The following is a 15595-nucleotide window of genomic DNA, read 5'->3' as shown; positions in this document are numbered from 1 at the left end:
CCCATGTCCCTGCGCGAGCGTTTGTCCGGAGCCGACGAGGAGCGCCAGCACCACAACCACCTGCCGGAAGTGGCGCAACAGGCGTATCAGGAACTGAAGAAAACCATGCACCAGATGATCCTCGACCGGATCGATCTGGAGCGCCTGAAGCGCTTGACCAGCGAGCAGTTCAAGCACGAGCTGGCGCTGCTGGTCCAGCGCATCATCGAAGAAGAACGGATCGTGCTGAATCAGCAGGAGCGGCACCACCTGGTGCTCGACATCCAGCACGAAATGCTCGGCTTCGGCCCGCTCGAGCCGCTGCTGAACGACCCGACCGTTTCCGACATCCTGGTCAACACCTACAACAAGGTCTACGTCGAGCGGCGCGGCCGGCTGGAACTCACCGAGGTGAGCTTCCACGACAATGCCCACCTGATGAAGATCATCGAGAAGATCGTCTCGCGCGTGGGCCGCCGCGTCGACGAATCGAGCCCGATGGTCGACGCGCGCCTGCCGGACGGTTCGCGCGTCAACGCCATCATCCCGCCGCTTGCGGTCGACGGGCCGCTGGTGTCGATCCGGCGCTTCGGCACGACCCCGCTGACGGTGCAGAACCTGCTCGACCTGAAGAGCGTGACGCCGCCGATGATCAAGGTGCTCGAGAGCCTCGGCGTGGCCAAGGTCAACATCCTGATCTCGGGCGGCACCGGCAGCGGCAAGACCACGCTGCTGAACCTGATCTCCGGCTTCATCCCCGGCAACGAGCGCATCGTCACCATCGAGGATGCCGCCGAGCTGCAGCTGCGCCAGCCGCACGTGGTGCGCCTCGAGACCCGGCCGCCGAACATCGAAGGCAAGGGCGAGGTCACGCAGCGCGCCTTGGTGCGCAACTCGCTGCGGATGCGGCCCGACCGCATCATCCTGGGCGAGGTCCGCGGCGCGGAAGCGATGGACATGCTGCAGGCGATGAACACCGGCCACGAAGGCTCGCTCGCGACGATCCACGCGAACACGCCGCGCGATGCGCTGGCGCGCCTGGAGAACATGGTCGGCATGGCGGGAGTGAGCCTGACCCCGCGCGCGATCCGCCAGCAGATCTGCTCGGCCATCACCGTGGTCCTGCAGGCCTCGCGCCTGACCGACGGCACTCGCAAGGTGGTGAGCATGCAGGAAATCACCGGCATGGAAGGCGATATCATCTCGATGCAGGAGATCTTCCGCTTCGAACAGACCGGCGTCGATGCCGACGGCAAGGTGCTGGGCCACTTCTGCGCCACCGGCGTGCGGCCGCGTTTCGCCGAGCGCCTCAAGATGTTCGGCGCCCCGGTGCCCGAAGACACCTTCGACCCCGACCGGATCTTCACCTAGGCGCGGAGTCTTGCATGGACATCCTCTTCTATGCGTTCGTGGTCTTCCTGTTCGCTGCCATCATCCTCGGCATCGAAGGCTTCTACCTGTGGTGGGTCAGCGCCCACGGCGCGGCGGCGCAGCGCGTGGCGCGCCGCCTGCAGCTCATGTCCGGCGGCGCCAGCCGCAGCGGTGAGCGCATCTCGATCCTGAAGCAGCGCCGCTTCAGCCGTCACGACCTGGCCGACCGCCTGCTGCACCGCGCCACCTTCGCGCATCGCATCGACGAGCTGCTGGTGCAGTCCGGGAAGAAATGGTCGGTCGAGTCCTTCCTGATGTGGTCGGGCGCCGCGCTGCTGATGGGGGCCTTCCTGGTCGCGCAATGGCCGCTGCCGCTGGCGCTGCGCGCCGGCATCGCGCTGCTGTTCTCGATGATCCCGCTGGTGCTGGTGCGGCGCGCGCGCGTGCGGCGCCTGGCGCGCATCGAAGAGCAACTGCCGGAAGCGGCCGACTTCATCGCCCGCGCCCTGCGCGCCGGCCATTCGTTCACCAACGTGCTGCAGATCGTCAGCAACGAGCTGCCGGAACCCCTCAGCGGCGAGTTCCGGGTCGCGCGCGAAGAGATCAACTACGGTGTGCCGATGAGCGAGGCGCTGCACAACCTGGCGGCGCGGATTCCGCTGACCGACCTGCGCTACCTGATCATCGCCATCCTGATCCAGCGCGAGACCGGCGGCAACCTGGCTGAAATTCTCGGCAATATCAGCCAGATCATCCGCGGCCGCCTGAAGCTGGCGGCCCAGGTGCGGGTGTTGTCGGCCGAGGGCCGGATGTCGGCCTGGATCCTCGGGCTGCTGCCGTTCGGCGTGGCCGGAATGCTGTTGCTGATCAATCCCAATTACATCAAGCCGCTCTGGACCGATCCGACCGGAATCAGGCTGCTCTGGTACGCGCTGGTGATGATTGTCTTCGGCGTGATGTGGCTGCGCAAGGTAATCCGTATCCACATCTGAGGAGGCATCGATGACGAGCGCACAACTGCTGTTCCTGCTGATCGTGTTCGCGATCGCCTGCGGCCTGATCTGGCTGGGCATGATGCTGTTCGCGCCCGGCACCTTGCGCGCGCGCCTGGCGGATTCCACAGCGCCCTCGGACGCCGACGTCGCCGATCGCCGCCGCGGCTGGATCGAACAGGTGGTGCGCGCCGTACGCCCGCTGACCAAGCTGTCGGTGCCGGACGAAGGGTGGGAAAAATCGGCCCTGCGCGCCCGCTTCATGAATGCCGGCTGGCGCAACCCGGCCGCGCCGGCGCTCTACTTCGCCCCCAAGACCGTGCTTGCGCTGGTCCTGCCGGCGCTGGCCGGCATCGGCATCGCCTTCGTGCCCGCCGTCCCGGACGGCACCTTGATCATGTTCCTGCTGCTGCTGGCGGCATCCTGCGGCTACTACTTGCCGAACGTGGTCCTGGCCCGCGTCATCAAGCGCCGCAAGCGCGAGATCTTCGAGACCATCCCCGATGCACTCGACCTGCTGACCGTCTGCGTCGAAGCCGGCTTGAGCCTGGAGCGCGCGCTGGTCAAGGTGGCGGCCGAAATCCACATCAAGAGCGTGACGCTGGCGCAGGAATTTCAGCTGGTGCTGATGGAGATGCGCGCCGGCTTCAGCAAGGAAAAAAGCCTGCGCAACTTCGCACTGCGGGTCGGCCTGGACGACGTCGATTCGCTGGTCGCGATGCTGATCCAGTCCGAGCGCTTCGGCACCAGCATCGGCGACGCCTTGCGCGTGTACTCGGAAAACCTGCGCAACAAGCGCCGCGTGATTGCCGAGGAAGCGGCCGCCAAAATCGGCCTGAAGCTGCTGTTCCCGCTCATCTTCTGCATCTTCCCGACCTTGCTGATGGTCCTGCTCGGACCCGCCGTGATCCAGCTCTCACGCGTCTTCGGCAGTGTCCTCAGCAATCAATGATCTTTCGCGGAGAGTGTCATGCGTACCCGAATCCTGACCCACACCTTGCCCCTGTTGTGCAGCGGTGCGCTGCTGATGGCCTGCGGCAGTCCTTACCTGCGGCATGAAGCGCCACAAGCCGCCGTCGCTGCCGCCGACGACCACTACCTGCGCGGCCGCAACCTGCACCTGGCGCGCCGCTACGAGGATGCGATCTCTGCTTACCAGCAGGCGCTGCAGGCGGACGCTACCCACGTGAACGCGCGCAACGGACTGGCGACCGCCTACGCCGAGCAGCGCGACTTCGCCAAAGCGATTCCCATCTGGCGTGAGCTCACGCGCGGCGCCACGATGGCGTCGGGCGCCGGCACCGCCTTCCTGTTCGGGAATCTCGGCCATGCTTATTTCCTGAATGGCCAATATGATGAAGCCCTGGTCGCGCTGGAGAAAGCCTGCCTGCTCGATCCGCTGAACCACCGCACCTGGCAGCGCCTCGGCGAGACCCTGCAGCAGCTCGGCCAGGACGAGCGCGCCGGGCAGATGCTGCGCCAGGCCAGCGCCCTGCGCGCGCACGATTTCCGCACCGATTACGCCGCCGTCGACGGTGGCGCCAGGCTGCCGGCCATCGAAAACGCGGTCAAGGCGCCCCCGCGTCCGGACCAGGACTGGGCCTTCGTCGAAGTCACCACCAGGGCGAACGGCCTGCTCGAGCTGCGCCGCATGGCGCCGGCGCGCAGCGCGGCGCCGGCCGGCAAGCTGCCCGTGCCGTCGCTGCCGAAGGAAAACCGCGATCCGGTCATCGTCGCCGCGCTCGAGATCAGCAACGGCAACGGGCGCCAGGGCCTGGCGCGGCTGATGTCGCGCCAGCTGCGCGATACCGATCTGAAGGTGGTGCGGCTGACCAACGAGAAGGGCTTCGCGGTGCGCCAGACCCGCATCGAGTACCAGCCGGCCTTCCGCGGCGTGGCCGAGCGGCTGGCCGAGCGTTTCGGCGCCGGCAAGCCGGTCGAGGTCAGCACGGCCGGCCGCGTCAACCTGCGGCTGGTGATCGGCCGCGACCTGTCGGCCAGTGCGATTGCCAGCCGCGCGAGCGCCACGCCGGCAAGTCAGGCGAGCGGGGCGGCAGCCCCCTGAGTGGGGAGGGTGTCGTTTTCACAACAGTATCGAGCGCCAGGCTAGTTCGAAATTGGGAATAATTAAAATCTCAACCAATTCGGGAGAACTGCCATGGCTTTTACTCGTCGTTTCCAGTCCGCTATTGCCCAATCTGTCATCGCTGGCGCCATGCTGGTATCGGTGGTCGCTTGCGCCCCGACTCCCACCCGCGAAGGCACCGGGGAATACATCGATGACTCGATGATCACCGGCAAGGTGAAGGCAGCCTTTGCCGCCGACCCGACCGTCAAGGCGACCCAGGTTCAGGTGGAAACGTTCAAGGGTACGGTCCAGCTGAGCGGTTTCGTCGACTCGCGCGAAAGCGCCCAGAAAGCTGTCGAGCTGGCCCGTGGCGTGAAGGGCGTGAAATCCGTCAAGAACGACACGGTGATCCGCTAAGCGGCCCAGCCGCGATCCGGCCGGTTCCGCCGGCCGGTGTGCGCATTACCAGCTGCTCAGTGCGGTTCAATTACTGCCAGCTCACCTTCCCGAATCCATTCGTGGTCGCATTGCGCGTCGACGGCTTGCCGTAGACGGTGGCCGAGCCCATGCCGTTCAAATTGACGTTGGCCGCGGTCTTCGCGAACACGCTGGCGCCGCCCAGACCCGACATGTCGAGGTCGACGGAGTCGGCGCGCAGCTGCTGCGCATCGAGGCTGCCGACGCCGCCCAGGTGGGCACGCAGCACCTTGGTCTGGCCGCTCACGCTGATCTGGCCGGCGCCGCCCAGTTTCACCTCGATGCGGTCGGCCTGGCCGGTCGCGTTCAGGGTCAGGCCGCCGACGCCGCCCAGGTGGGCGTCGATGTCGCGGTACTGGCCGCTCACCTTGACGGCGCCGGCGCCGTCCAGCGAGACGCTCAGCTTGTCGCCGCTGAAGCCCGATACCTCGCTCTGGCCCACGCCCTCGGACACGAATTCCTGCAGGTTCGGCACCACTAGGTCGGCGCGCAGCTCGCCCGAATTATTGCGTCCGAAGTGCATGTTGTTATTGCTCTCGGTGTCGATGGTCAGCGTGTCGCCGCGCTGGGTCGTGGTGATTTTCGAGACGTAGCGGCGGTCGCCCGACACCACCAGCGACGGCGTCGAACCCTGGCGCACGGTCAGGCGGATCACGCCGCCCAGGTGGATCTTCGAGACCTTGGCGTCGACAGGACGGTTTTCACGCACGATGTCGTCGGCCCAGGCGGCGTGGCTGCCCATGACGAAGGTGGTGGCCAGGAATGCGGTGCCGAGCAGTTTGTTCATGACTTGTCTCCAAAAGCTGTTCTGATGGATGGACTATATGCTCGTGCATTCCGTCGGCAGGCCGGATTGCGACAGACTGCAGCATCGGCGGTATGAAGCGCAAAATCGCCTGACGCTGCGCTCAGGGCTTGACGTGCGGCTGGGTGGCGCCCTGGTTCAGGATCTGGTTGGTATCGATCTGGTCCTTGTTGATCACTTGCGCATTGCTAGCCCCACGGCGGCGCGGCAGCATGCTGCCGGTCGGTTCCTCGCGGTCCGCGCGCGAGAGTTGTTGCCCGTTGGTGCCAGGATCAGTGGCGCAGGCGCTGAGCAGACAGGCCGCACCAGCGACGATCAAGAGATGTTTCATCATGCTGTTTACTCCATGGTTGTTGAGAGCCAGCCTCAGACGAGGCAGCTGGCGCGCTGCCCTGCATGTGTTACCCGGAATTCTTGAGGGATGCGTCTGCTTGCAGGCCCGGAGTGCTCAGTGTACGAGGATTGTTGCTCTTACGGCAAACAAGTGATCTGTCCGCCACAAAAGCAAAAAGCCCAACCATAAAGGCTGGGCCAAGTGCTTGATTCTTTTGGTGCCGGCTGCAGGACTCGAACCCGCCACCTGATGATTACAAATCAACTGCTCTACCTGATGAGCTAAGCCGGCAATGTGGCCAGAATTATACCTCTATTTGATCCTGGTCAACGTCGGGCGGCCACCTTTTTTGGGCGGCTCGTTGTCGCCGTCGGGTAGATGCGACACCTCGGCAGTCGGCGCACTCGCGGTCTTGCCCGGGACGGCCGACAAACCGGCAGGGGAGGCGGGCGCTGCTTCAGGAGCAGAAGCCGACGCCGGCGGCGGCGCCATGTCGGCAGCGGTGGTGCTGACATCGAAGGCCATGCCCTGGCCGTTCTCGTTGGCATAGATTGCCAGCACGTTCTGCACCGGAATGTAGAGCTCGCGCGAGACGCCGTTGAAGCGGGCGCGGAAGGTGATTGCGTCGTTGTCCATCTTCAGCCCGGAGGTTGCGCCGTAGCTGATGTTGAGGATGATCTCGCCCTTCTTCACGTATTCCATCGGAACCGTGGTCGCGGCGTCGACCTTGACCGCCAGGTAAGGCGTGTAGCCGCTGTCCGTGCACCATTCATAGATGGCGCGCAGCAGATAAGGCTTCGTTGAAATGTCTGGCATGTTCAGGATCAGAATGCTTACAAGTTGTTACACGCCAGTGTAATCCGATTCGTTATCCGACGTCGGGAACTGGCGTGCAACGGTGCAGCTTAGCGGCGCATGACCTTTTCCGAAGGCGTCAGCGCTTCGATGTAGGCAGGACGCGAGAAGATGCGCTCGGCGTACTTCATCAGCGGCGCGGCGGTCTTCGACAGTTCGATGCCGTAGTGGTCCAGGCGCCACAGCAGCGGGGCGATGGCGACGTCCAGCATCGAGAACTCGTCACCCAGCATGTACTTGTTCTTCAGGAACAGCGGGGCCAGCGTGGTCAGGCGGTCGCGGATTTCCGCACGGGCCTTGTCGTGGCTCTTGTCGCCAACCTTGCTGCGCTCGTTCTCGAGCGTGTTCACGTGCACGAACAGCTCTTTCTCGAAGTTGAACAGCATCAGGCGGGCGCGGGCGCGCATCAGCGGATCGGCCGGCATCAGCTGCGGATGCGGGAAGCGCTCGTCGATGTACTCGTTGATGATGTTCGATTCGTACAGGATCAGCTCGCGCTCGACCAGGATCGGCACCTGGCCGTACGGGTTCATCGTCGAGATGTCTTCGGGCTTGTTGAACAGATCCACGTCGCGCACTTCGAAGTCCATGCCCTTTTCGAACAGGACTAGACGGCAGCGCTGGGAGAACGGGCACGTGGTGCCGGAGTAGAGAACCATCATGGTTTATAGTTCCTTCAAGAAACAAAGGGGTGAAGCGCCACGCGGCTCACCCCAGGATAATAATTGCCCGCATTATAACCGGGCAATCAAATCACTTTACGTCTTTCCAATAAGAAGCGTTCAAACGCCACGCAAGGAAAGCGAAACAAGCAAGGAACAGCAACACGATCGCACCGAGGCGCTTGCGCAAGTCCTGCGCCGGCTCCGCCATCCAGTTCATGTAGGCGACCAGGTCGGCCACCTGGGTATCGAACTCCTGCTGCGTGAACTGGCCTTTGCTGACCTGCTCGAAACCGGCGAACTTGTGCACCTTCTTGCCGTGCTCGTGCGGATCGTCTTCCTCGACCATCTTCACGGTGCGTACGCCCTGCAGCTGCCACAGCACGTGCGGCATGGCCACGTTCGGCACCACCATGTTGTTCCAGCCGGTCGGGCGGGTATCGTCCTTGTAGAAGGTGCGCAGGTAGGTGTACAGGTAGTCCGCACCCGAACCGGCGCCGGATGCGCGGGCGCGCGTGATCACCGACAGGTCCGGCGGCACTGCGCCGAACCAGGCTTTCGCGTCCGCGGGGCGCATCGCGATGGTCATCATGTCGCCCACCTTCTCGCCGGAAAACAGCAGGTTGTTCTTGATCTGGTCTTCAGACAAGCCCAGATCCCGCAGGCGATTGTAGCGCATCGCCGACGCCGAATGGCAGTTCAGGCAGTAGTTGACGAACAGCTTGGCGCCATTCTGCAGGGAGGCGACATCGTTGCGTTCCGGTGCGCGATCCAGCGGGAAAGTCCCTTCGTTCGCAAAGACGAATCCCGGCAGCAAGGCAAGGACCGCGAGTATCTTCTTCGAAAAATTCATGGTTGTCCTTTTCCTTGCGATCAGTGCGGGGTGAAGGTCACGCGATTCGGCACGGCCTTGAACCGGCCCGAAGCGCTCCACCACGGCATCAGCAGGAAGAAGCTGAAGTAGATCAGCGTGCAAGCCTGGGCGATCAGCGTGTAGGCCGGGGTCGGCAACTGGGTGCCGAGGTAGCCCAGCGCGACGAAGGCGATGGCGAACACGAGGTACACGTACTTGTGCCAGTCCGGACGGTAGCGGATCGACTTCACCGGCGAGTGGTCCAGCCACGGCAGCAGGGCCAGGATCACGACGGACGAGCCGAACAGCACCACGCCCCAGACCTTCGCGTCCAGGAACAGCATGCCGATCTCCAGCACCACGGCGATCGCGGTGATGGCGATCTTGGTCTTGTACGACAGGCGCGAGCGCAGCCAGATGAACACGACATAGGCAGCAACGCCGGCCATCACCACCCACATGAAGTCCGAGGTGGTCGCGCGCAGCACCGAGTAGAAGGGCGTGAAGTACCAGGTCGGCGCGATGTGCGGCGGGGTCTTCATCGAATCGGCCGGCAGGAAGTTGTTGTATTCCAGGAAGTAGCCGCCCATCTCCGGTGCGAAGAAGATCACCGCGCTGTAGATGAACAGGAACACCGACACACCGAACAGGTCCTTGGTGGTGTAGTAGGGGTGCGACGGGATCATGTCGACGCCATGGCCGTCCGGGCCGACGTTTTCCTTGACCTCGATGCCGTCCGGGTTGTTCGAGCCGACTTCGTGCAGCGCGATCAGGTGCGCCGCCACCAGGCCCAGCAGGACCAGCGGGATCGCGATCACGTGGAAGGCGAAGAAGCGGTTCAGGGTCGCGTCGGACACCACGTAGTCGCCGCGGATCCACAGCGACAGGTCCGGGCCGATGACCGGGATCGCGCTGAACAGGTTGACGATCACCTGGGCGCCCCAGTACGACATCTGGCCCCAGGGCAGCAGGTAGCCGAAGAAGGCTTCCGCCATCAGGCACAGGAAGGTGGCGAAGCCGAACAGCCAGATCAGTTCGCGCGGCTTGCGGTAGGAACCGTACAGCAGGGCACGGGTCATGTGCAGGTAGACCACGATGAAGAACATCGAGGCGCCGGTCGAGTGCATGTAGCGCACCAGCCAGCCCCACGGAACTTCACGCATGATGTATTCGACCGAACCGAAGGCCAGCGCGGCGTCCGGCTTGTAGTGCATGGTCAGGAAGATGCCGGTGACGATCTGCAGCACCAGGATCAGCATGGCCAGCGAGCCGAAGATGTACCAGACGTTGAAGTTCTTCGGGGCGTAGTAGCGGCCCCATTGGTCGTTCCACAGCTTGGTCAGCGGGAAGCGATCGTCGATCCAGGCCAGGGCTTTCTGGCTCTTCGGGGCATCCGCCGGGAGTTTGGTTTCCTTGAACGCAGCGCCCATCTTATGCCTCGCCTTTCTCGTCTTTGCCGATGATCAGCTTGTTATCGGCCAGGTACATGTACGGGGGGACGTCGAGGTTGGCCGGCGCCGGCTTGTTCTTGAAGACGCGGCCGGACAGGTCGAAGGTCGAACCGTGGCAGGGGCAGAGGAAGCCGCCATGCCAGTCGTCCGGCAGGTTCGGCTGTGGGCCTTCGGCAAAGCGCGAAGAGGGCGAGCAGCCCAGGTGGGAACAGATGCCCACTGCGACCAGCACTTCCTGGTGCTCCTTGCGCGAGCGGGTTTCATTCTTGGCATAGCCCGGCGTCTCCATCTGGTAAGGCTTGTCCGAATTCGGATCGGCGACCAAGGGATCGTTTTTCTTGAGGCTCGCCAGCATTTCCGGAGTGCGGCGCAGGATCCAGACCGGCTTGCCGCGCCATTCCACCACTTTCAGTTCACCAGGCTTGACGTCGGAGATATCTACCTCGACTGGCGCGCCCGCCGCCTTTGCTCGTTCCGAAGGCTGGAAAGTACTTACCAGGACTCCGGCCGTTGAAACACCGACAACGCCACCCGCCGCGCATGTAGCCACGAGCAAGTTTCGCCGGCCGGAATCGACCTGCTTCTCTTCACTCATACCAACTCCATTCGTCAAATGCGAAATGCTGCAATGCAATAGATTGCAATGAGGTAAAAACCTTTTTTGCAACAGTCGATTATATGTGAACAGTTTTGCAAATTAAAGAAAAAATGTTCTTTGGGTTACGAGGCCTTCCAAATGCGTAAGTCACTCCAGGGCGGGAGCAAGGCCGCTTTCAGGTATCATCGCCAGGGGTTATGTCCAAAACATCATGGGAGGCGCACATGGGAATGATGCAGGAGTTCAGGCAGTTTGCGATGAAGGGCAATGTGGTCGATCTGGCAGTCGGCGTGATCATCGGCGGGGCCTTCGGGCGCATCGTCGATTCGCTGGTGCAGGACGTGATCATGCCGCCGATCGGCAAGATCTTTGGCGGCCTCGACTTCGCCAGCTATTACCTGCCTTTGAATGGACAGGCTTATGGATTGCCGCTGGCGGAAGCGAAGAAAGCCGGCGCGGTGCTAGCCTACGGTAATTTCCTGACCATCCTGCTGAACTTCATTATCCTGGCCTTCATCATCTTCCAGATGGTGCGCCTGATGAACCGGATGCGCAATACGTTCACGACCAAGGAAGAAGCGGTGGCCGCGGCCGCCACGGCGGAAGAGATCCTGCTGCTGCGCGAGATCCGCGATTCGCTGAAGAGCAAATAAGTTCCTGTCATGCGGCGCTTCTGGCTCCTGTTCGCGCAGACCGTCACGATCGCCCTCGGCATCTACGCCGTGATCGCGGCCCTGCGCCCGGACTGGCTGGCGTCGCTGACGCGGGGCCAGGCGCCGGTCCAGGTCGGCATCGGCGGCCCGGGCCGTGCGGTGCCGGTGCTGCAAGCATCCGGGATGCCGACGCCCGGCAGCTACCGCGAGGCAGCCGGCCGCGCGATGCCGGCGGTCGTCAACATCCTCACCAGCAAGGCCTTACGGGAAACCCATCCGCTGCTGAAGGATCCCTTCTTCAAGCGCTTCTTCGGCGACAAGCTGCCGCCGCAGGAGCAGATGGCCAGCCTGGGCTCGGGCGTGATCGTCAGCGCCGACGGCTACATCCTGACCAATTACCACGTGGTCGAGGGCGCCGACGAGATCGAGGTCGGCCTGGCGGACGGGCGCAAAGCCGCCGCCAGCATCGTCGGCACCGATCCGGAGACGGACCTGGCCGTGATCCGCATCAAGGCGGATAAACTGCCGGTGATCGTGCTGGGCGACCCCAACGAAGCGCGGGTCGGCGACGTAGTGCTGGCAATCGGCAACCCGTTCGGGGTGGGGCAGACCGTCACCCTCGGCATCATCTCCGCCCTGGGCCGCAACAACCTGCACATCAACCATTTCGAGAATTTTATCCAGACCGATGCCGCGATCAACTTCGGCAACTCGGGCGGCGCCCTGGTCGATACCCGCGGCAACCTGCTCGGGATTAATTCGGCGATCTATTCGCAGACCGGCGGCTCGGTCGGCATCGGTTTTGCCATCCCCGTCTCGACGGCGAAAAGCGTGCTGGATTCCATCGTCAAGCATGGCCAGGTGGTGCGCGGCTGGATCGGCATCGAATCCCAGGACATCACGCCGGAACTGGCCGACAGCTTCGGCCTCGCGCGCGACAGCGGCGCCATCATCGCCGGCGTGGTGCGCGGCGGTCCGGCCGACCGCGCCGGCATGCGCCCGGGCGACATCCTGCTGTCGGTGGACGGCAAGAAAGTCTCGAGTACCAATGACATGCTGAACCTGATCGCCGACCTGGCGCCGGGCGGCAAATCGAAAATGACGGTCATGCGCAAGAACCGCCAGGCGATCCTCGACGTCACGGTCGGCCGCCGCCCGCGCCAGACTCCCTGATTATTTTTTTACTTTCAACGAGCACCCATGCACCTGCGCGACCTGACGCAATTCCTCACCGAACTCAAGGACAACAACACCCGCCCCTGGTTCCTCTGGAACAAGCCCCGCTACGACATCCTCCGTACCGAATTCGAGGAAACGGTGACGGAGCTGATCAAGGAAATCTCGACATTCGACCGCCAGGTGGCAGGCTGCAATCCGAAGAAGGCCATGTTCCGCTTCCAGCGCGACACCCGCTTTTCGCACGACAAGACGCCGTATAAAACCCACTTTTCGGCCGGCATTGCGCCCGGAGATAAACGCCGTCCCAGCGCGGCCGGCGGCCCGACCTATTACTTCCACATCGAGGCCAACGGCACCCTGCTGTTCGGCGCCGGCGAATACCTGCCGCCGGCGGCGAGATTGAAGGCGATTCGCGAACACGTGGTCAACGATGCGACAGGCTTCAGCAAAATGTTGAAGAATAAACATCTGCGCGAGACCTACGGCGACCTGAATCCGGAAGACAAATTGCAGCGTCCGCCGAAAGGCTTCAATCCGAACCACCCGCTGGTCGAATATCTCAAACTGAAGAGCTATTTCGTGTGGATCGAGCAACCGGTCGACATCAATGCCCCGGAAAAGCTGGTGCCCCAGCTCGCGCAAGGATTCAAGGACGCCACCGCGCTGGTGAACTGGCTGCGCGGGGTGCCGCAGGTATTCGAAGAAACAGAGTAATTAAGGAGAGAACATCATGGCCTTGCAGCATGCACGATCCGGCGAATGCATCGCGCTCGAGCGCGGTGAAGACGACATCGCGAACTTCACCTCGATCGCGCTGATCAAGACCGACCACATGGAGCTGATCCGGCTGGTGCTGCCGAAAGAAAAGCCGATGCCCGAGCACTGGGTCGAGGGCGAGATGACACTGCTGTGCCTGGAGGGAGAAATCGCCTTCGACGCCCACGGCCGCACCACCATCCTGCGCCCGAACGAACTGGTCTACCTGGCCGGCGGCGAACCGCACGCGATCCGCGCCAACCAGGATGCCGTGGCCCTGATGACCATCCTGCTGCACCCCGGCGACAACAGCGGCGGCCCGACGCGCCGCGAATCGAACGCTTAAGCTAATTCATTGCGTGGATCGCGCGCCAGCAGCCGATCCACGGTCTCCTGCACCGACTTCCCGTCGAACAGCACGCCGGCCACGGCATTCGTGATCGGCATGTCCACGCCGAGCTTGGCCGCCAGTTCGCGCACCGCCTTCGCGCAGGGCACTCCTTCGGCCACGTGGCCGAGTTCGCGGACGATGGTGTCGAGCTGCTTGCCCTGGGCCAGCGCCAGGCCGACGCGGCGGTTGCGCGACAGATCGCCGGTGCAGGTCAGGATCAGGTCGCCCATCCCGGTCAGGCCCATGAAGGTGCTGGCCTGGGCGCCGAGCGTGACGCCCAGGCGGGTGATCTCGGCCAGGCCGCGCGTGATGAGCGCAGCGCGGGCATTCAGGCCGAGGCCGAGGCCGTCGGCCGCGCCGGTGGCGATGGCCAGGATGTTCTTCACGGCGCCGCCGACTTCCACGCCGATTATGTCGTCGCAGGCGTACACGCGCACGCTGCCGCCATGCACCAGCGAGACGACGCGCTCGCGCAGCTCGGCATTATTCGAGGCCACGGTCAGCCCGCAGGGCAGGCCGCGCGCCACTTCCTGGGCGAAGGAGGGGCCGGACAGGGCCGCGCCGGCAACGGTATCGCCGAGCACATCGCGCACCACCTGGTGCGGCAGCAGGCCGGTGCCGTACTCAAAACCTTTGCAGAGCCAGACGATGTTCGGGATGTTCCGGCCCTTCAATTGCTCGAGCAGCGGGCGCAGGCCGGCCACCGGGCAGGCCGCGATCAATAGCGGCGTGGTGCCGGGCGCGGCCGCGGAAACGTGGGCGAGGGCAGCCTCGAAATCGGCCGACACGCGCAAGGCGGGCGGCAGCGGATGGCCCGGCAGGTAAGTCACGTTGTCGCGCGCCGCTTCGGTGGCGGCCATCTGCTCGGGGTTGCGGCCCCACAGCAGGACGTCGTGGCGGGCGGCCAGCGCGATCGCGACCGCCGTGCCCCAGGCGCCGGCGCCGAGGACAGTGATGGGTTGGGGTTGTTTGGCTTCGTGCATGGAGTGAGCGGGCTTAGATGCCCCAGACGTCGGCTGCCTTGACGTAGCCGCTGATGCCGTCGCGGTGGCGCACGCGCACCCACGGGCCGGCTTCGGGATCGACCAGTTCGAGCAGGACGTTCTTATCGGCCGTCATCAGGACGGCGGCATTCTCTTCCGGTGCGGCGCGCACCTTGGCCCCGGCCGCGCGCACGATCACGTTGCGTTTGGCGGACAGGCCGCGTGCTTCGGTCCAGGCCAGGTCGCCGCTGGCGTCGCGCACCTTGACCCATTCGCCATAGCTGAGCATGACCTCGACCGGCATGCCGCTCGGCGCGATGAACAGCTTGCCGCCCTTGGCGGACGGGGCGTCGTACAGGATCACGGAACGCGGGCCCACCGTCTTGAAATCGAACGCGAATGCAGTGCAGGTGGCCAGCAAGAGGATGCTGCCTGCGATGAAATGTCGACGGAATGGAGCGGAGAGCATGACAGGCCTTTGGGAGGAACGACTGCGCGACACGCGCCGAAAGGCAGAAAGAGAACAGCAAGGCGTTCCGGCCTGCCCGCGAGGGACCGGCCAAAACGCCCGGAACAACGAATTACTGGTTACCTGCCGGGGTGCCGGCGGTGGCAGCCTGCTCGGCCAGTGCCTGGCGACGCTGCTGGTAGAACACTTCGAAGTTGATCTCGGCCAGGTGCACAGGCGGGAAGCCGGCACGGGTGATCAGGTCGGCGATGTTCGCGCGCAGGTACGGGTAGATGATGTTAGGGCAGCCGATGCCCAGCAGCGGATCCATCTGGTCAGCCGGGATGTTGCGGGCTTCGAAGATGCCAGCCTGCTTGCCTTCGACCAGGAAAGCGACCTTGTCCTTGACCTTGGCGGTCACGGTGATGGTCACGGTCGATTCGTAGATGCCATCGGCGATACCTTCAGCGCCGACGTCCAGCGAGACCTCGATGGTCGGTGCTTCCTGCTCGAGGAAGACTGCCGGGGAATTCGGTTGTTCCAGCGACATATCTTTCAGGTAGATACGCTGGATTTGGAACACGGGTTGCAGATTTTCGTCAGCCATGGAACGCTTTCAGTTTGTATGTAAGGGACAGCAAAGGCTGCCGCATGCTTGAATATCAAGGCATCGGCAATTGTATCAAAACCAATTCGGTTGCAATAGCATTGCCGACGCCCCTGCGGTTTACTGGCTTTTC

19 protein-coding genes and 1 tRNA gene are annotated in these 15595 nt (G+C 63.7%); 9 read left to right on the top strand and 11 right to left on the bottom strand.

Annotated elements, in window-relative coordinates:
* Positions 1-3: 3 nt before the first annotated feature.
* The 5 genes from AC07PE_RS16285 to AC07PE_RS16265 all read left to right on the top strand — a co-directional run bounded on the left by AC07PE_RS16285 (position 4) and on the right by AC07PE_RS16265 (position 4827).
* Positions 4-1350 (top strand): TadA family conjugal transfer-associated ATPase, encoded by a 1347-nt coding sequence (locus AC07PE_RS16285; protein WP_498766262.1) that lies wholly within the window; start codon positions 4-6, stop codon positions 1348-1350.
* Positions 1351-1364: 14 nt separating this feature from the next.
* Complete coding sequence (locus AC07PE_RS16280) at positions 1365-2342, top strand: type II secretion system F family protein (protein ID WP_498766261.1); 978 nt, start codon at positions 1365-1367, stop codon at positions 2340-2342.
* A 10-nt stretch (positions 2343-2352) separates the two neighbouring features.
* Positions 2353-3294, top strand: a complete 942-nt coding sequence (locus tag AC07PE_RS16275; protein WP_498766259.1) for a type II secretion system F family protein — start codon at positions 2353-2355, stop codon at positions 3292-3294.
* Positions 3295-3312: 18 nt separating this feature from the next.
* Positions 3313-4407, top strand: a complete 1095-nt coding sequence (locus AC07PE_RS16270; RefSeq protein ID WP_498766257.1) for a LytR C-terminal domain-containing protein — start codon at positions 3313-3315, stop codon at positions 4405-4407.
* A 93-nt stretch (positions 4408-4500) separates the two neighbouring features.
* Positions 4501-4827 carry a BON domain-containing protein gene (locus tag AC07PE_RS16265; RefSeq protein WP_498766255.1) on the top strand — a complete coding sequence of 109 codons (327 nt, stop codon included), beginning with the start codon at positions 4501-4503 and terminating at the stop codon, positions 4825-4827.
* A 70-nt stretch (positions 4828-4897) separates the two neighbouring features.
* Here AC07PE_RS16265 and AC07PE_RS16260 read toward each other — a convergent pair whose 3' ends face one another.
* From AC07PE_RS16260 to petA, 8 genes are all read right to left on the bottom strand, one after another.
* Positions 4898-5674, bottom strand: coding sequence for a GIN domain-containing protein (locus AC07PE_RS16260; RefSeq protein WP_498766253.1), 777 nt, complete (start codon positions 5672-5674; stop codon positions 4898-4900).
* Positions 5675-5795: 121 nt separating this feature from the next.
* Positions 5796-6026 (bottom strand): hypothetical protein, encoded by a 231-nt coding sequence (locus AC07PE_RS16255; protein WP_498766251.1) that lies wholly within the window; start codon positions 6024-6026, stop codon positions 5796-5798.
* A gap of 215 nt (positions 6027-6241) precedes the next feature.
* A tRNA-Thr gene (locus AC07PE_RS16250) sits at positions 6242-6317 on the bottom strand.
* 21 nt (positions 6318-6338) lie between these two features.
* Entirely contained in the window at positions 6339-6842 is a 504-nt protein-coding gene (locus AC07PE_RS16245) for a ClpXP protease specificity-enhancing factor (RefSeq protein WP_498766249.1), read from the bottom strand.
* 89 nt (positions 6843-6931) lie between these two features.
* Complete coding sequence (locus tag AC07PE_RS16240; RefSeq protein ID WP_052234221.1) at positions 6932-7543, bottom strand: glutathione S-transferase N-terminal domain-containing protein; 612 nt, start codon at positions 7541-7543, stop codon at positions 6932-6934.
* Positions 7544-7634: 91 nt separating this feature from the next.
* The gene (locus AC07PE_RS16235) at positions 7635-8396 is read right to left on the bottom strand and encodes a cytochrome c1 (RefSeq protein WP_498766246.1); all 762 of its coding nucleotides are present in this window, start codon (positions 8394-8396) and stop codon (positions 7635-7637) included.
* A gap of 20 nt (positions 8397-8416) precedes the next feature.
* Positions 8417-9826 carry a cytochrome b gene (locus AC07PE_RS16230; protein WP_498766244.1) on the bottom strand — a complete coding sequence of 470 codons (1410 nt, stop codon included), beginning with the start codon at positions 9824-9826 and terminating at the stop codon, positions 8417-8419.
* A 1-nt stretch (position 9827) separates the two neighbouring features.
* The gene (gene petA / locus AC07PE_RS16225) at positions 9828-10442 is read right to left on the bottom strand and encodes a ubiquinol-cytochrome c reductase iron-sulfur subunit (RefSeq protein ID WP_498766242.1); all 615 of its coding nucleotides are present in this window, start codon (positions 10440-10442) and stop codon (positions 9828-9830) included.
* A gap of 227 nt (positions 10443-10669) precedes the next feature.
* On the opposite strand from petA, the gene mscL reads away from it, so the two are divergent.
* From mscL to AC07PE_RS16205, 4 genes are read left to right on the top strand one after another with little or no spacing between them, the layout of a single operon-like run.
* Complete coding sequence (gene mscL / locus AC07PE_RS16220) at positions 10670-11098, top strand: large conductance mechanosensitive channel protein MscL (RefSeq protein WP_498766240.1); 429 nt, start codon at positions 10670-10672, stop codon at positions 11096-11098.
* Positions 11099-11107: 9 nt separating this feature from the next.
* The gene (locus tag AC07PE_RS16215; protein ID WP_498766238.1) at positions 11108-12271 is read left to right on the top strand and encodes a Do family serine endopeptidase; all 1164 of its coding nucleotides are present in this window, start codon (positions 11108-11110) and stop codon (positions 12269-12271) included.
* Positions 12272-12298: 27 nt separating this feature from the next.
* On the top strand, positions 12299-12991 hold the full coding sequence (locus AC07PE_RS16210; protein ID WP_498766236.1) for a DUF2461 domain-containing protein: 693 nt from the start codon (positions 12299-12301) through the stop codon (positions 12989-12991).
* A gap of 16 nt (positions 12992-13007) precedes the next feature.
* On the top strand, positions 13008-13379 hold the full coding sequence (locus AC07PE_RS16205) for a cupin domain-containing protein (RefSeq protein WP_498766234.1): 372 nt from the start codon (positions 13008-13010) through the stop codon (positions 13377-13379).
* Here AC07PE_RS16205 and AC07PE_RS16200 read toward each other — a convergent pair.
* From AC07PE_RS16200 to secB, 3 genes are all read right to left on the bottom strand, one after another.
* A complete protein-coding gene (locus tag AC07PE_RS16200) occupies positions 13376-14407 on the bottom strand; it encodes an NAD(P)H-dependent glycerol-3-phosphate dehydrogenase (protein WP_498766232.1) in 1032 nt (343 codons plus the stop codon). The two genes, AC07PE_RS16205 and AC07PE_RS16200, sit on opposite strands and share 4 nt — an antisense overlap.
* Positions 14408-14420: 13 nt before the next feature.
* A complete protein-coding gene (locus AC07PE_RS16195; RefSeq protein WP_498766230.1) occupies positions 14421-14876 on the bottom strand; it encodes an SH3 domain-containing protein in 456 nt (151 codons plus the stop codon).
* A gap of 112 nt (positions 14877-14988) precedes the next feature.
* On the bottom strand, positions 14989-15462 hold the full coding sequence (gene secB / locus AC07PE_RS16190; protein ID WP_498766228.1) for a protein-export chaperone SecB: 474 nt from the start codon (positions 15460-15462) through the stop codon (positions 14989-14991).
* Positions 15463-15595: the final 133 nt, after the last annotated feature.

It is taken from the genome of Telluria sp. GW821-FHT07G12 (genome assembly GCF_059418525.1).
This window is presented reverse-complemented; position numbering and strand designations above follow the sequence as displayed.

Coding starts and splice junctions, on each gene's coding strand:
- AC07PE_RS16260 (WP_498766253.1), bottom strand. CDS start 5,674: ATGAACAAACTGCTCGGCACCGCATTCCTGGCCACCACCTTCGTCATG.
- AC07PE_RS16210 (WP_498766236.1), top strand. CDS start 12,299: ATGCACCTGCGCGACCTGACGCAATTCCTCACCGAACTCAAGGACAAC.
- AC07PE_RS16270 (WP_498766257.1), top strand. CDS start 3,313: ATGCGTACCCGAATCCTGACCCACACCTTGCCCCTGTTGTGCAGCGGT.
- secB (WP_498766228.1), bottom strand. CDS start 15,462: ATGGCTGACGAAAATCTGCAACCCGTGTTCCAAATCCAGCGTATCTAC.
- mscL (WP_498766240.1), top strand. CDS start 10,670: ATGGGAATGATGCAGGAGTTCAGGCAGTTTGCGATGAAGGGCAATGTG.
- AC07PE_RS16245 (WP_498766249.1), bottom strand. CDS start 6,842: ATGCCAGACATTTCAACGAAGCCTTATCTGCTGCGCGCCATCTATGAA.
- AC07PE_RS16230 (WP_498766244.1), bottom strand. CDS start 9,826: ATGGGCGCTGCGTTCAAGGAAACCAAACTCCCGGCGGATGCCCCGAAG.
- AC07PE_RS16200 (WP_498766232.1), bottom strand. CDS start 14,407: ATGCACGAAGCCAAACAACCCCAACCCATCACTGTCCTCGGCGCCGGC.
- AC07PE_RS16275 (WP_498766259.1), top strand. CDS start 2,353: ATGACGAGCGCACAACTGCTGTTCCTGCTGATCGTGTTCGCGATCGCC.
- AC07PE_RS16240 (WP_052234221.1), bottom strand. CDS start 7,543: ATGATGGTTCTCTACTCCGGCACCACGTGCCCGTTCTCCCAGCGCTGC.
- AC07PE_RS16205 (WP_498766234.1), top strand. CDS start 13,008: ATGGCCTTGCAGCATGCACGATCCGGCGAATGCATCGCGCTCGAGCGC.
- AC07PE_RS16215 (WP_498766238.1), top strand. CDS start 11,108: ATGCGGCGCTTCTGGCTCCTGTTCGCGCAGACCGTCACGATCGCCCTC.
- AC07PE_RS16255 (WP_498766251.1), bottom strand. CDS start 6,026: ATGATGAAACATCTCTTGATCGTCGCTGGTGCGGCCTGTCTGCTCAGC.
- AC07PE_RS16280 (WP_498766261.1), top strand. CDS start 1,365: ATGGACATCCTCTTCTATGCGTTCGTGGTCTTCCTGTTCGCTGCCATC.
- AC07PE_RS16235 (WP_498766246.1), bottom strand. CDS start 8,396: ATGAATTTTTCGAAGAAGATACTCGCGGTCCTTGCCTTGCTGCCGGGA.
- petA (WP_498766242.1), bottom strand. CDS start 10,442: ATGAGTGAAGAGAAGCAGGTCGATTCCGGCCGGCGAAACTTGCTCGTG.
- AC07PE_RS16265 (WP_498766255.1), top strand. CDS start 4,501: ATGGCTTTTACTCGTCGTTTCCAGTCCGCTATTGCCCAATCTGTCATC.
- AC07PE_RS16285 (WP_498766262.1), top strand. CDS start 4: ATGTCCCTGCGCGAGCGTTTGTCCGGAGCCGACGAGGAGCGCCAGCAC.
- AC07PE_RS16195 (WP_498766230.1), bottom strand. CDS start 14,876: ATGCTCTCCGCTCCATTCCGTCGACATTTCATCGCAGGCAGCATCCTC.